The organism is Spiroplasma endosymbiont of Danaus chrysippus, assembly GCF_902809815.1.
Lineage (GTDB): Bacteria > Bacillota_I > Bacilli_A > Mycoplasmatales > VBWQ01 > Spiroplasma_E.
Map to the genome: position 1 here is coordinate 36,922 of NZ_CADDIL010000002.1, position 16,232 is coordinate 53,153.

Here is a 16,232-nt window from a genome sequence, read left to right on the forward strand (position 1 = left end):
TTTTATTTTCCTTTCTTAGTATCTTTATCAATATTTTTCATTATTTTTTCTTTATATTTTTTGGTTTTCTTATATTCTTTATTTAATTGATGTTTTGTAATTTGAGTTGCTTGTGTAGTCACTTTATGCTTATTCATGCCTTTTTTAAAGTTTTCAACACTTTTTGTTTTTATTATTTTTCCGATTGAAGTTACAAGTCTCATTACTTGTTTACCTGCTCTTTTTAAACTACCCTTTGTAAAAATATTGCTTATAAATTAGGTTTAGAAGATAAAAAAATTTTACTAATTGATTTAGATCCACAAGCTAACTTAACCATGGACTTTGCACAAGAAAATATTAAATTCAAAAATTCACTAATGGATATTATCACAACAAAAAATAACATTGAAAATATTGAAATTAATAAAATTATTAAAGTATCTAAATATAAAAATATTGATTTAATATCTGCACAAAAAGAATTAACTAAAAGTTCTTTAATAATTGGAACAATGTATGAAAAACAAGAAATATATAGTATTTCTGATATGTTATATCAATATAATCAAGAAACATTTGATACTTATGATTATGTATTAATTGATTATCCACCAACAATAAATGAATTAAGTTTAAATTTTCTGATTCTTTCTGATTTGGTAATAATTCCAATAAATGACGCATTAAGAGCTTTTAAAGGTATTTTAGATTTAAAAGATAATATTAATAAAATATGTAAACAAGAAAATAAAAAAACTCCAAACATGAAAATTGTTTTTAATAATGTAAAGGAGAGTTTTAATTTTGTTACAATAGAAAAATGAATTCAAGATGAAAATTTAGGAAATTTAGTTATAAAAAGTAAAATAAAATATTCTGATGCCTTTAAAACAATTGAAAATGAATTAAGCAGCATTTGAACTAATCCTTATTATTGACGTCAAAAACAAGCTTATGAAGAACTTATTGCAGAAATTATATAAAAAAATAAAAAACACCTAGTTATTTCTAACTAGGAGAAGTCGGGAGATATACTCTCTTGCACAGCATTACCTGTACTAAACAAATTAATTATATAATTAATTTGTAAATATGTCAAATTTAGAACTAGAAAGTAAGAAAAAAATGCAAGTAAAATGAAGACAACTACAAAAAGGAACTGGCATAAAGGTAACAATTACTGGAGATATTGATGAATTAGGTAAGCAAAAGTATCGTCCAGCCATTGTTATTAAATCCTATCCAAGTCATGTTAAAATACAACTTCTTAGTACAAAAAAAGGTATAGATACTTATTATAAATGTTTGATTGGTAATAAAGTATCTTATGTTAGACCGATTTATCATGTAACAATCAGCCATTCTGTAATTCACAGTTACTGATTTGAAAAAGGAAAAAGAATTCAAATTAATAAAAAGAATGTTTTCTTTCAAAAAATTATTGAAATGGAATATAAAGAAATTTTTGATAAAGAGTTGAATTTACACCAATTGCATAAAGAAATTCAGCAGCTTAAAAATGAGATTGAGTTATTGAAAAATTCTCAGTTAAAAAATCGCAATCGTGGATAGATTCATTTAAAAATAAGCATATGAAGAATTCATTGCAGAAATATTGTAAAATTATAGTAAGAAATTTAAGGGGGAAAAAATATGTCAAATAAAATTAAAAGACCAATGAATGCTTATATGCTTTTTAGTAAAGAAAAAAGAGCAGAAATAATTCAACAAAAACCTGAACTTAAATCAAAAGTTGCAGAAATTGCAAAATTGATTGGTAATCATTGAAAAGAAATGACAAGTGAAGAAAAATCTAAATATGTAAAAATGGCAGAAGAAAACAAAAAATATATGAAAAAGAAAATAAAAAATAAACAGCCCTAAATTAGGGCTGGGAATGTTTAGTAATCTGTGTGACTTACAAAAATAACTATGTTTAATTAATTCTAGTAAATATAATTTATATATCTAGAAAGAGTGAGTTACAGATGGCTAAAAAAGATAATGTTAATAACAATGATCCAATATCAAAAGCAGTAGATTTATTATTAGAAAATACTGAGGATTTAACAACAGTTTTTAAAGAGGGAGGCTTATATAAAGAATTAACTAAACGATTGGTAGAAAAAATGTTGAATTCTGAGATGCAAAATTATTTAGGACACGAAAGAAATCAACGCAGTAATAATGACAATGTTCGTAATGGTACAACATCAAAAAAATTAATAACTCAACAAGGTAAAATTGAAATTGATGTACCAAGAGATCGTAATAGTAATTTTGAACCAGTAATAATCACAAAAAGACAGAGAAGATTTGATGGTTTTGATCAACAAGTTCTTTCACTATATGCAAAAGGTATGACTTTATCAGATATTAGAATGCAGTTGCAAGAGTTATATGATGGCGCAGATATTAGCGAAAGCGTAATTAGTCAAATTACTGATGATGTCATTGATGATGTCAAAGCATGGCAAAATCGTCCATTAGATAGTGTTTATCCAATCATTTATTTTGATTGTATCGTAGTTAAAGTACGTCAGGATAAACGTATTATTAACAAATCAGTTTATATAGCTTTAGGAGTTGATTTAGAAGGTAAAAAAGATGTTTTAGGTTTATGAATTAGTGAAAATGAAGGTGCTAAATTCTGATTAAATAATTTTACAGAAATGAAAAATCGAGGCTTAAATGATATTCTTATTGCTTGTAGTGATAATTTAACAGGCATGTCAGAGGCAATACAATCAGTTTATCCTAAAACTGAACATCAATTATGCATAGTTCATCAAATTAGAAATAGCTTAAAATATGTTTCATACAAACATCGAAAGTCTCTAGTTATCGATTTAAAGCCAATTTATACAGCATGTAGTGAAGAACAAGCAATGCAAGCTTTAGAATCATTTGAAAGTAAATGAAATAAACAATATCCACAAATTGCTAAATCTTGATATAAAAATTGAGAAAATTTAATGGTTTTTATTAGTTATCCAGCAGAAATTAAAAGGGTAATTTATACTACAAATGCTATTGAATCTGTTAATAGCCAATTACGAAAAGTTATTAGAAATAAAAAAGTTTTTCCTAATGATATGGCAGTTTTTAAAATTTTTTACTTAGCAATTGAAAATATCACAAAAAAATGAACATTGCCTATTCAAAATTGAAATACAGCAATTGCTCATTTTATGATAAAATTTGAAGACAGAATTAATCTGAACTAGTACTTTGTAAAACAAAGAAACACAGATTACTAAAAAGCCTCTTAGGGCTGTTTATTTTTTTTTAATACTAAACCATATAAATTTTTATTTCGTTTGTCTATGAGCAAATTAGATACCTTATAATATATTTACATTTGTGGTGACTTTTGTTGATATAGACTTGTTGAAGGTTGATTTTGTAAATCCATGGAGTTTATTTCATATTTTTTATTTTCATTCAAAAAATTACTAATTCCTTTTATTTTTTTAAATTGCTCTTTATTTTTTTCTAAATATTTTTTTAAGTCATTTGAATAATTTGTTTTAGAATCACTAGATTTTAATACAAAAGCATTTACATGTCCAACGCGAATAAAATTTGCTACTGGCAAAGCTTTACTTTCATAACTTTTTGAATTATTCAATTTACAATAAATTTCATTATTATAAGGAATAACAGAAACAACAGGTGAAAAATTAGGTAATAAAAATGCTTCTATTTCAATATTTTCTTGCTTTTGTATACTGTCTTTTACTTTTTGCATAATAAATGTTAAAGAACGTGTTATCGATTGTCTTGGAAAAGGAGTTACAATGAAATATTTTTTATCTTTAATAGGCAATAATATTAATTCATCCTGTGAATTTTCAACTTTTAATCTTTTCTGAGATACAATTATGTTTCCTTTTTTCACGCAACTATACAAATTTCCTAGGAAATTTGTATTAATTATTTCATTCATTAAATTTATACTGTAATCAATTAATGGATTATATGTTTGTATTGTACATGTAAATGGAAAATTTAAATCAATTAGTTTTGATAAATTCTTAATTCATTATCTAGAAAATCTAGAAAATCAATAATTTCGTTATCTTTTAAATTAAAATTAAAATTTCTTTGAACCAATAATTTAAAACTTTGATATGCTTCCTTAACGCTTTCATCATTAGGAGCAAATATAGACACTTTTTCAGAAAGTATACAAGATAAAACAAAAAATAACTGTTCTTTCTTTAAATTTACTAAAGGATTAATTATTTCAAATAGTAGTTCTGAAGAAGGTTGTTTATTTGCTTCGCATTTTTTAGACGAAATTTTAGTAAAAAATAATTTTTCACATTTAATGAGTTTTTGAATATATTGAAAAATTATTAATCCCTCTTCTGTTAATTTTTCTGGTAAATCATTACTTGTTTTATAAAAACTTGAAATTTGAGTTAGGTGGTTAGCCCTAAATACTGGACCACTTTTGGATAGACAGTTTTAAATTTTTATTTGTGAAATTGGTGGTTTTAGAAATTTAGAATGTATTCTTTCGTAATTATAAAACATAATATATTGGTTTACATCATTTATAGCTTCATTGAGAGAAAAATATTGATTTGAACCTTTAGGTAGTCATTCTTGAGATAAATGAGAAAATCAGTTTTCAGATATTACATTGCCACCAATATCATAAGGTTGTTTTTTGCTTAAAATTATTTGCTTATCAGCAGCTCAATTTGTGATGTCTTGACAATAAAATTCGTTGGCGTTATCTGAGTGTAAAATAACGTTTTTTACTTGGTTTCAAGAGAATTGTTGATTTATTTTTTCAAGTGCAGGAAGGATTAAATCTTGATAGGATTTGTTTGAACATGTATTATAGCTTACAATATTATTTGAATAAAAATCAATAATTACAAAAAGATATAATCAACCTTCTTTAGTATTTATTTGTTTAGTGTCCATTGATCAAATTTGATTTGAAGAGGTTGTACTTTTATAATCTTTGTTTACTTTATCCATTGTAGGTATTCACTTATTTGGATTTTTTTTGTTTTTAGGATAGTTATTTTTAGTTTGTTTTAATCCTTGAAGATTGTGATCTTTCATAATTTTTCGCATTTGTTTTGTTGATAATTCTAGATTTAAAATAATATGTTTGTATTGTTTTAATCATTCTTTAAATGCTGAAAAAATTCGTAAATAGCCATAAATTTGTCCTTTTCTTGTAAAATGAAATTCAAGTAAAAGTTGGCATAATTCTTGATATTTATGTGTACAATTACTAATTTGATTTTTTTCTTTTTTAATAGGGTTTTGTTTGTTTTTTACAAAATAATATGTTGATCGGTTTAGTTGAAGATGTTGGCAAAGATATCTAATTGAATATTGGTTTTTGCTATCATCAATAATTTGAATTTTTTGTTTGATATTTAACTTGTTAATTACTAATGCTATTTGTTTAATTTTATCCATTATTAAAAATCCTTTCATGTCAAAATTAGTGTTAATTTTATAACACAATTGTTTTTCGAATACATTCAAGTTTTTTTTAAATTAATGGTCTAGTAAAAAGGGCTAAGTAGCAAGTAGCAATATTTTAAAGAAAAAAGATAAACCTAAAAGTAAAGATAAATAAAAATGATTATAGTCCCAGTAAGTTCACTGGGACTATAATTTGGGTGAGCCACGTAGTGGCGAGGGACGAAGTCCCTATATACTTGTTAGTATAGGTAATCCTGTGCAAGAGAGTATAGCTCTCGAATTCCCAACCCTAGCTGTTGGGGTTTTTTATATAATTTTAATAATTTTAAAATGTTTTATATTTCTTAAATTTAAATAGGTGTTAATAAATTCATTAATTCAGTTTCTGTTAAATTAGTAATCAATTGTGTATCATTATTACCATCAAATACTGAATTAATAATGTCTAATTTTTTATTTTGAATAGTAATGATTTTTTCTTCAATTGTTCCTTTAGTAATTAATTTTATTACTTGAACAACCTTTTTCTGTCCAATGCGATGAGCACGGTCTGTTGCTTGATTTTCAATGGAAGGATTTCATCAAGGATCAAAATGAATTACAACATCTGCTGATGTTAAATTTAAACCAACTCCACCAGCTTTTAAAGAAATTAAAAAAACACTAATATTGGTATTATTATTAAATTCTTCCACCAATAATACTCGTGATTTAGAATCCGTTTTACCATCTAAATATAAATAATTAATTTTTAATTTTTTTAAAATTGGTATTATTTGTTTTAATATTTTAGTAAATTGAGAAAAAATTAAAATTTTATGTTTAAAAGAAATAAGTTCTTCTAAAATATCATGTAAAATATTAAGTTTAGCACTTTCTTGTTCATAATTATTATCAACAATGCCGGGATCACAGCAAATTTGTCGCAAGCGCATTAATGCAGTAAGAAATCGAATTTTGTTTTTATTAAAATTTTTATTATTAATAGAATCTTCTAATTCCTTGCGTGCTGCCATAGCATAAGCCGCATAGATTTTTTTTTGACGAGAAGTCATTTCAACAATAACTTTATTTTCTATTTTGTTAGGTAATTCAGTAATAACTTCATTTTTTAAACGACGTAAAATAAATGGTTTTGTTTTATTAATTAATTGTGTTAATAATACTTTATCTTGTTTACGAGTGATAGGTATTTCATATTGTTTTTGAAATTTATGGTGTGAAAGCAATAACCCTGGTAGTACAAAATCAAAAATTGATCATAATTCGGTTAAATTATTTTCAATTGGTGTTCCAGTTAAAGCAAATTTAATTGTAGAATTAATACCTTTTGTTACTTTAGCATTTAATGAAGTGGGATTTTTAATATGTTGCGCTTCATCAATAAAACAATGTGAAAATGATAAACTCTCATATTCAATAAAATCACGACGTAATAATGGATATGATGTAATTAATATTTGGTAATTTTTATAATTTTTTAAAATTTCTTTACGTATTTGTTTAGTTCCATCAACGATAATTTTTTTTAATTGTGGGGCAAACTTTTTCAATTCATTTTTTCAATTATAAATAATCGAAGCAGGAGCGATAATGAGGATTGGCTTCATATGTAAATTTAACTCATATTCTTTAACAATATAACTAATGGTTTGTAAAGTCTTCCCAAGACCCATTTCATCAGCTAAAATACCACCAAAACCAAATAATGCTAATGTTTTTAATCATTTATGTCCTTTAATTTGATAATCACGAAGAACAGCATTTAATGAAGATGAAACAGTAATATTATTATCATTAAAATTTGTAATTTTTGTAATTAACTCAGTAAAGTATAAACTCTTATTAAGAGATACATCTTTAAAATTAGATAATTCTTCATTCAAAAAAGGAGCATGATATTTAGGAATTAAAAATTTACCAGTTGCAAAATTTTCTAATGGTATATCAAACTTATCTGATAATTTAACGAAGTTTATTAATGTTTTATTTTGTAAATCAACAATATTGCCATTTTCTAAACGGTGATATTTTTTTTCATTTTTTATTGAAATAAACATTGATTTAAGTTCGTTTTGTGTAATATTTTCTAAACTAAAATTAAATTCTAAAAGTTGTTGATTTTCATTAATACTAATATTTGAACTATTAATTTTTGTTTTTAGTAATCGCACATTTTTAAAATTTTCAGTATAGTAAATAATTGATTGCTGTTCTATTACAAATAAAAGATTAGATACCAATTTAATAATTGATTCTAAATCATTTAATACCAATTTATCACCAATTTTTTCAAAAGGCAGTGTAGAAAAAAGATATAAGTAATTTTTCTCTTTTATGTAATCACGAATAACAATTTTATTTGGATTACTACTACTATCATTAATATCAAAAATAATATCATCATATTTGAAAACATATTTTAAAATAACATATTCTCCATCAAAATCAAAATAACTTTCAATAATTAGTTTAGTATTAATAATATTATTAGTGATTATTGGATCAATAACAATAATATTGTTATTATGTTTTAATAACGGTGAAATTATATATTGTATAACGTCTTGTTTATCATTTTCATCAAATAATATTTGATTTTGAGAATTCATAGTTTGTAAAATTTTACAATTATTTTTTTGATTATTTGTTAAAAATAAAACTTTTTTATTTTCTAAAATACTTTGTAGTTTTGAGCTTAAAAATAAAGGTTTTTCTTTTTGATTACTAATAATTATCTGGTTATTAACTAAACTAATATTTAATTTTGATTCATAGTTTTCTTCGGTAATTAAAATGTCATTATATATTGCTCTTAAATATATTAAGTCTATTGTTTCACCTTTTATTTTTTTTAAAAGGCGTTCTAATTGAACTGGTAATAACCTAAATTTACTATTATTATCCTCAAAATTATAAAAATTAATAATGTTCCCATTAGGTAATTTCATATTAAATATTTCAAATTCATCATACAAAAAATTAACAATTTTTTGTAAATTAATAGATAATTTTTGTTCTTGTTTATTCAATGAAAAGCCATATTTTTTAAAAAATGTTTTTTGCTCAAAAATAGTAGGGCTAATATCAGTAATCAATTTAATAAATTCAAAAATATTTTTAACTTCAAATAATTGATTAATACCAACTTTAAGTTGTAATTTTGCTAATGACATATTTTCAATAATAATTATAATATTACATTTTACTATAGGAATCATTGAATTTTCGTTTTGTTTTTCTTGGTTTTTAAAAAAAGAAATTAAATTTTTGTGTTCATTTTCTAAACCTGATCAAATTAAAAATTGATTTGATGATTTATGATAACAATAAATTAACGAAGCAATGATGTGTTTACAAGTTGCATTATTAATTTGAAAATACATGCAATCACAATATTTGTTAGTAAAATTAATATCACCATCATAAAAATCAAAATATAAATTTACTTCGTATTCTTCCTGACTTTGTGAAGATAATACTTCACATTCAATTATTAATGATTGATTTTTTGCATTATTATTTATCTTTTTGTTTATTAGTTTAATACTGTTATTTTTATACATAATTAAACCACGATTAAAAATAGAATTTGAAACTTGTTCTTTAATAAATTCAAGATTAAATTTTGACATTATGTTTTCCTTTAAATTAATATTTTTTAAATTATCTTTTAACATTTTATTTTTTATAAAATTTTGTTACTGCATTATCAAATAATTTTTGATAACACTTTCCACTACAATATATAAATTTATATATTGTAGTTTTAATTGCTACTTAACTATCTTATTGAAATGAAGATTGAAGATACATTATTATTTTATATAATTTCTTTAATAAGTTCTTCATAAGCTTGTTTTTGACGTCAATAGTATTGACTATCTCAAATACTACTTAAATCATTTTCAGTTTTAATAAATGTATCAGAATGCTTAATATTGGTATTTACTAAATAATTGCTATATTTTTTTCTTTTAGTCAATCTAATATATTAGATGTATTTTCATTATCCTTTATATTATTAAAAACTAATTTAATTATAGGCATATATCTTTTGTTAATATTAGTAATATAATTCAAAGTATTTTGTAAATCAACTATACCCTTATAACTACCTATACCACTATTTATTGGAATTAATATTAAATCACTAATTAATAAATAATTTAAACTTAATTCATCTACTGTTGGCGGATAATCAATTAACACAACACATAATCATAAATATCAAAAATATTTTTATTAATTTTATATATTAAGTCTCCAATTAAATATTTTTCTTTTTCTTCATATAAATCTTTTATTAAAAAAATTGATTTTCTAACATTTTCACTAGAAGCAATAATATCTATATTTTTATACTTAGATTTTTGAATAATTTTATCAATACTTATATCTTCAACAGAAGCAATTATTTTCGCCATTGTCTTTTTAATGTCTGTATTATCTTGTTGTAATTCTAATGTTATAGTACCTTGACTATCTAAATCAATAACCAAAACTTTTTTATTTTCTAAAGCTAATTTATAAGCAATGTTTTTACAAAGGGTAGTTTTACCAACCCCACCTTTTTTGTTACAAAAACTAATCATTTTCATTTTTTTTGTTTCCTTTCCCATAACGTTCTCTGAGAATTTCATTCATTAGAGTTTTATATAGTCACTTTTTTTCTTTAGCTTCTTTTCTAAAAGCTTCAACAAGTTCTTTTTCACAATACATATTAGGTATCATATCTGTTGTAAATCTTTTATCTTTTACTTTTGAATTTTCTTTTGAAAAAGCTGCAGTATTTTCTACACGTTCCAATATTTTATTTTTTATACCATTTTTGGTTTCAATTGGCATTCTTTTCACTCCTTTATATATTGATTATATATTATTTTATATATTTTATTCGTAAAATATATTTTACAATAATAAATATAACTTTATCTTATATTTGTAAAATATGTAAAATTAATAAAATATATTTTATAATTAATTTTTTAATATATTAAAAAATTATTCTGTGATTAAAATATGATATTTTAATCATTATCAATATTTTTCAAAATATTTTGTAGTTGTTTATCATTTAAAATTGTTTTTTCAATTATTTTACTTTTTGGTTTTGAACCACTTTCAGTAAAATCATTTGCTGTTAGTTTTGATTTATCCGCATATACTTTATATTCTTTTTTAGTTGGTACTTTTTCTAATTCAGGATTTTGAGCATTAAATTTTTCTAAATCTAAATGCGTATTTAAAATAATTTTGTTATATTTTCTACCAACTTTTATCAATTCATAAGTAAAAATAATATCAGTTTTCAACAAATCTTTTTTTACTGATTCTAAAATTTTTGATTTTAAATTATTAATTCTTTTAAAATAATTACAATTTAATGATAAATTTAATATTTTAGAAAGTTGTTCAAAATCTCATTCATGTTTAAAATTTGGCATTTTTTTGGTTTTTGCATTAATATACAAATAACTTCGTAAATATTCATATAAACGCAATGAATACTTACTTGTAACAGTTTTTGTATATGGCAAATAAACATTTGTATAATCTTTTTTTAAATCTAAATAATATTTTGTAGTTAAATCTTTATTCACTTTAAGTTCAACATAACCATTATTCAAACCACCTTCTAAAAATAAATTCACAAATTTAAAATTTCCGGTTTTTTCATCAAATAATAAAAATTTTAAACTAGTTAAATTATCTAATTCTTTCATAATTACTGTTATTTCGGGAATGTTTAGTAATCTGTGTGACTTACAAAAATAACTATGTTTAATTAATTCTAGTAAATATAATTTATATATCTAGAAAGAGTGAGTTACAGATGGCTAAAAAAGATAATCTTAATAACAATGAATATATTTTGTTTCATAAACATAATTAACTTTATATTTTAATAAATAAGCATATTTCATTTTTAATTTCTCCTTTATTTTTTTTATTGTGTTATGATATTGTTAATGAGGTATGTATTTATATATAAACCCCCTATTTTTTTAAATAATACAAATGTAATTATTAATTAGATTAATGGGTTCTTTACTGAGCCATAATAAGGCTATTCAAATTAATCTATAATTACATTAAGCGATACAGTGTAACATTTTAACTTGCTTAACATTAAATGCTCTTTTATTCTGATATAGAAGTATTTACATAAAGTACTCACTATTAGACTTCTACGACAGTTTTATTAAGTTTTAATCTTTTAACAAAAAAAGAACGATAGTTATATCGTTCTTTGTTATTTCTAAATCTATCTATTAAATTAATGCGCTCGTAAATCTATTTAAAATTTTATATATGAAAAAATGATATACAATAAAAGTTATTCAATATAATTTATTAATTAAATTTTTATTATAAAAATTTTTAAAGTTAGTTTTAAGATAATTGAAGTTAAAAAAATACATAGTAATGTATTTATAAATTACCAAAATTGTTTTTCTTGTAGTAGAATATTTATACAACTAAATAACAAGGAACTTTAGATGTTCGGGAAAAAGATGAGAATTCTTTGCTGCCCCAGCAACTGTGATGTTAATCAACGTTACAAAACCATTGAAGATAAAACTTTGAGAAGGGTAACAAGTAAAATGAAGCTAAGCCAGTAGGCCGGTCTAATTTTTTAAGTAATATTATATTCCTGGGTGTGAATTAATGATTATTTTTAATAATTACTTTTATTTTTTAATATTTGTAATTTTAATAAAGTAATTTTTAATAATGACAACATTCTTTATATAATATAGGGGATGTTTTTAGTTGTGTAATTAAGTAGAGGGGTAATAATAAATGGCAAAAGATAACAAATATTTTCAACAATCACAGTCACCATTAGAATATATTATGAAAAATTTTAATGGAAAAATGCGGTCTGTAAATTGAAATGTAATCAATGATGAAAAAGATTTAGAGGTTTGAAACCGTATTACTCAAAATTTTTGGTTACCAGAAAAAATTCCTGTTTCTAATGACTTAACTTCTTGAAAAACATTAAATCCAAAATGACAAGAGTTAATAACAAGAACATTTACAGGTTTAACTTTATTAGATACAATTCAGGCAACAGTTGGTGATATCGCACAAATACCTAATTCTTTAACTGATCATGAACAAGTTATTTACACAAATTTTGCTTTTATGGTAGCAGTTCATGCTCGATCATACGGAACAATTTTTTCAACTTTATGTTCTAGTGAGCAGATTGAATCTGCTCATGAATGAGTGATTAATAATGAAAGTTTACAAGCCAGAGCACGTGCACTAATTCCTTATTATACAAGTGATGATCCTTTAAAATCCAAAGTAGCTGCCGCTTTAATGCCGGGTTTTTTATTATATGGTGGTTTTTATTTACCATTTTATTTATCTGCTCGTAGTAAATTACCTAATACTTCAGATATTATTAGATTAATTTTACGTGATAAAGTTATTCATAATTATTATAGTGGCTATAAATATCAAAGAAAAGTTGAAAAGTTACCAAAAGAAAAACAAGAAGAAATGAAAAAATTTGTATTTGATTTGTTGTTTAAATTAATTGATTTAGAAAAGCAATATTTGACAGAATTATATCAAGAATTTAATTTAGCTGAAGATGCTATTAAGTTTAGTTTATATAATGCTGGTAAGTTTTTACAAAATTTAGGATATGATTCACCTTTTAGTGAAGAACAAACAAGAATTAAGCCGGAAATTTTTAATCAATTATCAGCTCGAGCTGATGAAAATCATGATTTCTTTTCAGGTAATGGTTCATCGTATGTAATGGGTGTTACTGTAGAAACGCAAGATGAAGATTGAGAATTTTAATTTTAAAGGAGAAAAAAATGCATAATGATGTTGTAAAAGTTTCAAATCAAAAAATATTAAAACCAGAAGGAAAAATTCATGTTGTTTATTTTTCTTCTTTGTCAAATAATACTCATCGTTTTATTCAAAAATTAGAGGTTTTAAATTCAAGAATTCCTCATGATCTACAAGAGGAAATTTTAGTTGATAAAGATTATGTGTTAATAACACCAACATATAGTGGGGGTGGTGATATTAAAGAAGGGGCGGTTCCTAAACAGGTAATTAAATTTTTAAATAATAAGCAAAATCGTAATTTTTGTCGTGGTGTTATTGCGTCGGGGAATACTAATTTTGGTGATACTTTTGCAATTGCTGGGCCAATTCTTTCAAAAAAATTAAATGTCCCACTATTATTTCAATTTGAATTATTAGGAACTAATAATGATGTATCAACAATAAAAAATATATTAGTAGATTTTTGAGATAAAGATAAAAAAAATACCAATGAAATAAATACTTTATCTGGAACTTTAGAAAGTGATGAATATGTTACTTTAAATGCTAGAGCAAAAACTACTAATAATGCACAATTTGATTTGCAAGCAGCACAATCTTATATGAAAAATCATATTAAACCAAATTTATTGCTTTTTAAAACCGTTAAAGAAAGAATAGAATATTTAGTAAAAAATCAATATTATGATGAAACAATAATTAATAAATATTCAATTACGGAAATTGAACGATTAACAAATGAAGCATACAGTTTTAATTATCAGTTTACGAGTTTTATGGGTATTTTAAAATTTTATAATTCTTATGCTTTAAAAAGTTTTAATGGTAAACAATATTTAGAAAATTATGAAGATAGAGTTGTTATGAATAGTTTATTTTTCGCTGATGGTAATATTGAACATGCTAGTAAAATTTTAAGACAAATTATGTCTGGTAGATTTCAACCAGCTACTCCCACATTTTTAAATGCAGGGAAAAAACAAAGAGGTGAATACACTTCATGTTATCTTTTACGAATTGAAGATAACATGGAATCAATTGCTCGCGCTATTACTACTTCATTACAGTTATCAAAACGTGGTGGTGGAGTTGCTTTGTGTTTAACAAATTTAAGAGAATTTGGAGCTCCAATTAAAAATATTAAAAATCAAGCAACAGGCGTTATCCCAGTTATGAAAATTCTTGAAGATTCATTTTCATATGCTAATCAACTAGGTCAAAGACAAGGTGCTGGGGCAGTTTATTTAAATGTTCATCATCCAGATATTATGTTATTTTTAGATTCAAAGCGTGAAAATGCAGATGAAAAAATTCGTATTAAATCAATGTCTTTAGGAGTAGTTATTCCTGATATTACTTTTGAATTAGCAAAAAACAATGAACAGATGGCACTTTTTAGTCCTTATGATATTGCAAAAGTTTATGGTAAAGCAATGACAGATATTTCTATTACTAAAGAGTATTATAATATGTTAAAAAACCCTGATATTAGTAAAAATTTTATTAGTGCTCGCAAATTATTTCAAATGATTGCTGAATTACATTTTGAAAGTGGATATCCTTATTTATTATTTGATGATACAGTAAATAAAAATAATGCTCATCCCGGTAGAATTGTTATGAGTAATTTGTGCAGTGAAATTATTCAAGTAAGTACAGCTAGTCAATTTAATAGTGATTTAAGCTTTAAAGAAATTGGTGAAGATATTAGTTGTAATTTAGGAAGTATTAATATTGCAAAAGTAATGGAAAGTGGAAGTGAATTTGGTGAGGTTATTTTTCAAGCAATTCATTCATTAGACCACGTATCAAGAAGTAGTGATTTTTCTAGTGCTCCGTCAGTTGCATATGGAAATAAAAAAAATCATGCTTTGGGTTTAGGCGCTATGAATTTACATGGATTTTTAGCAACAAATCATATTTTCTATGATTCAAAAGAAGCAATTGATTTTACTAATATTTTCTTTTATGTTATGGCTTATCATGCTTTTAGTGCTTCAAATAAATTAGCATTAAAATTTGGAAGTTTTAGTGGATTTAAAAATTCAAAATTTGCTGATGGTTCATATTTTGATAAATATATAAAATGTCAGTCAGATAAATGAACTCCTGAAACAAAAAAAATACAAGAATTATTTACAAAATATAACATTATGATTCCAACTCAGAAGCAATGGAAAGAATTAGTAATAAAAATTAAAGAAACGGGATTGGCTAATTCACATTTAATGGCAGTAGCACCCACTGGTTCAATTAGTTATTTATCTTCGTGTACACCAAGTCTACAACCGGTAGTCGCTCCTGTTGAGGTACGAAAAGAAGGGAAATTAGGTCGTGTTTATGTTCCTGCTTATAAAATTGATGATAATAATTTATCATATTACACTGAAGGTGGATATGAATTAGGTCCTAATCCAATTATTGATATTGTAGCAGCTGCACAACAGCACGTTGATCAAGCAATTTCTTTAACTTTATTTATTACTGATAAAGCGACAACTCGTGATTTAAATAAAGCTTATATTAGAGCCTTTAAAAAAGGTTGTTCATCAATTTATTATGTTCGTATTCGTCAAGAGGTTTTAGAGGATAGTGAAAATTATCAATGCAATGTTTGTGTTGTATAAATTAATTAGATTATTGAATAGTAGTTTCAAGTAAAAAATAAATTTGTAACAAATTTAGTAATATATTATTTATTTAATTTAAAAAATAGTGAAATTTTATTTTGGAATATAGGATTTTTAAAAAAAAAAATTAAAAAATACATAGTAAATTTTAAAATTAAAGTTATAATAATAATTGTAAAAAAAATAATTATTATAACTTTGGAGTGGTACTCAAGAGGCTGAAGAGGACTGATTGCTAATCAGTTAGGACGGGAAACTGTCGCGAGAGTTCGAATCTCTCCCATTCCGCCATTATTTAAAAAGCATTAATTGCTTTTTTTTACTTTTAAATAATAA

At 23.7% G+C, this 16,232-nt stretch carries 14 protein-coding genes, 1 tRNA gene, 1 pseudogene and 1 riboswitch; of the genes and pseudogenes, 7 read left to right on the top strand and 9 right to left on the bottom strand.

What is annotated here, in order from left to right; translation table 4 throughout:
* Positions 1 to 2 precede the first annotated feature (2 nt).
* The gene (locus SPIRDC1_RS02045; RefSeq protein ID WP_174480309.1) at positions 3 to 203 is read right to left on the bottom strand and encodes a hypothetical protein; all 201 of its coding nucleotides are present in this window, start codon (positions 201 to 203) and stop codon (positions 3 to 5) included.
* Positions 204 to 239: 36 nt separating this feature from the next.
* Between SPIRDC1_RS02045 and SPIRDC1_RS02050 the strand changes: the two are divergent.
* The 4 genes and pseudogenes from SPIRDC1_RS02050 to SPIRDC1_RS02065 form a co-directional block, all read left to right on the top strand.
* A pseudogene (locus SPIRDC1_RS02050) lies at positions 240 to 965 on the top strand (ParA family protein); the annotation flags it as partial.
* A 142-nt stretch (positions 966 to 1,107) separates the two neighbouring features.
* Positions 1,108 to 1,554: a hypothetical protein gene (locus tag SPIRDC1_RS02055; protein WP_174480310.1), complete on the top strand. Its 447-nt coding sequence runs from the start codon at positions 1,108 to 1,110 to the stop codon at positions 1,552 to 1,554.
* Positions 1,555 to 1,635: 81 nt separating this feature from the next.
* Entirely contained in the window at positions 1,636 to 1,866 is a 231-nt protein-coding gene (locus tag SPIRDC1_RS02060; protein WP_174480311.1) for an HMG-box domain-containing protein, read from the top strand.
* 104 nt (positions 1,867 to 1,970) lie between these two features.
* Complete coding sequence (locus SPIRDC1_RS02065) at positions 1,971 to 3,209, top strand: IS256 family transposase (protein WP_174480312.1); 1,239 nt, start codon at positions 1,971 to 1,973, stop codon at positions 3,207 to 3,209.
* Between the two features lie 128 nt (positions 3,210 to 3,337).
* Here the strand turns inward: SPIRDC1_RS02065 and SPIRDC1_RS02070 are convergent, their stop codons facing one another.
* The 8 genes from SPIRDC1_RS02070 to SPIRDC1_RS02105 form a co-directional block, all read right to left on the bottom strand.
* Positions 3,338 to 3,883: a hypothetical protein gene (locus SPIRDC1_RS02070; protein ID WP_174480313.1), complete on the bottom strand. Its 546-nt coding sequence runs from the start codon at positions 3,881 to 3,883 to the stop codon at positions 3,338 to 3,340.
* 119 nt (positions 3,884 to 4,002) lie between these two features.
* On the bottom strand, positions 4,003 to 4,158 hold the full coding sequence (locus tag SPIRDC1_RS02075; RefSeq protein WP_174480314.1) for a hypothetical protein: 156 nt from the start codon (positions 4,156 to 4,158) through the stop codon (positions 4,003 to 4,005).
* Positions 4,159 to 4,455: 297 nt separating this feature from the next.
* Positions 4,456 to 5,451 carry an IS3 family transposase gene (locus tag SPIRDC1_RS02080; RefSeq protein ID WP_174479968.1) on the bottom strand — a complete coding sequence of 332 codons (996 nt, stop codon included), beginning with the start codon at positions 5,449 to 5,451 and terminating at the stop codon, positions 4,456 to 4,458.
* A 341-nt stretch (positions 5,452 to 5,792) separates the two neighbouring features.
* On the bottom strand, positions 5,793 to 9,077 hold the full coding sequence (locus SPIRDC1_RS02085) for a DEAD/DEAH box helicase (protein ID WP_174480315.1): 3,285 nt from the start codon (positions 9,075 to 9,077) through the stop codon (positions 5,793 to 5,795).
* A 316-nt stretch (positions 9,078 to 9,393) separates the two neighbouring features.
* Entirely contained in the window at positions 9,394 to 9,654 is a 261-nt protein-coding gene (locus SPIRDC1_RS02090) for an AAA family ATPase (RefSeq protein WP_174480316.1), read from the bottom strand.
* Complete coding sequence (locus SPIRDC1_RS02095) at positions 9,648 to 10,043, bottom strand: ParA family protein (protein ID WP_174480317.1); 396 nt, start codon at positions 10,041 to 10,043, stop codon at positions 9,648 to 9,650. Before SPIRDC1_RS02095 ends, SPIRDC1_RS02090 begins: the two co-directional genes overlap by 7 nt.
* Positions 10,030 to 10,290 (bottom strand): hypothetical protein, encoded by a 261-nt coding sequence (locus SPIRDC1_RS02100; RefSeq protein ID WP_174480318.1) that lies wholly within the window; start codon positions 10,288 to 10,290, stop codon positions 10,030 to 10,032. The genes SPIRDC1_RS02095 and SPIRDC1_RS02100 overlap by 14 nt, the downstream gene beginning before the upstream one ends.
* A 182-nt stretch (positions 10,291 to 10,472) precedes the next feature.
* Positions 10,473 to 11,168: a replication initiation protein gene (locus tag SPIRDC1_RS02105; protein WP_174480319.1), complete on the bottom strand. Its 696-nt coding sequence runs from the start codon at positions 11,166 to 11,168 to the stop codon at positions 10,473 to 10,475.
* A gap of 758 nt (positions 11,169 to 11,926) precedes the next feature.
* Positions 11,927 to 12,092, top strand: a riboswitch (cobalamin riboswitch).
* Between the two features lie 157 nt (positions 12,093 to 12,249).
* Here SPIRDC1_RS02105 and nrdF point away from each other — a divergent pair.
* The 3 genes from nrdF (at position 12,250) to SPIRDC1_RS02120 (ending at position 16,187) form a co-directional block, all read left to right on the top strand.
* Positions 12,250 to 13,269, top strand: a complete 1,020-nt coding sequence (gene nrdF / locus SPIRDC1_RS02110; RefSeq protein ID WP_174480320.1) for a class 1b ribonucleoside-diphosphate reductase subunit beta — start codon at positions 12,250 to 12,252, stop codon at positions 13,267 to 13,269.
* Positions 13,270 to 13,286: 17 nt separating this feature from the next.
* Positions 13,287 to 15,893 carry a class 1b ribonucleoside-diphosphate reductase subunit alpha gene (gene nrdE, locus SPIRDC1_RS02115; protein WP_174480321.1) on the top strand — a complete coding sequence of 869 codons (2,607 nt, stop codon included), beginning with the start codon at positions 13,287 to 13,289 and terminating at the stop codon, positions 15,891 to 15,893.
* Positions 15,894 to 16,096: 203 nt separating this feature from the next.
* Positions 16,097 to 16,187, top strand: a tRNA-Ser gene (locus SPIRDC1_RS02120).
* The last annotated feature ends 45 nt before the right edge of the window (positions 16,188 to 16,232 follow it).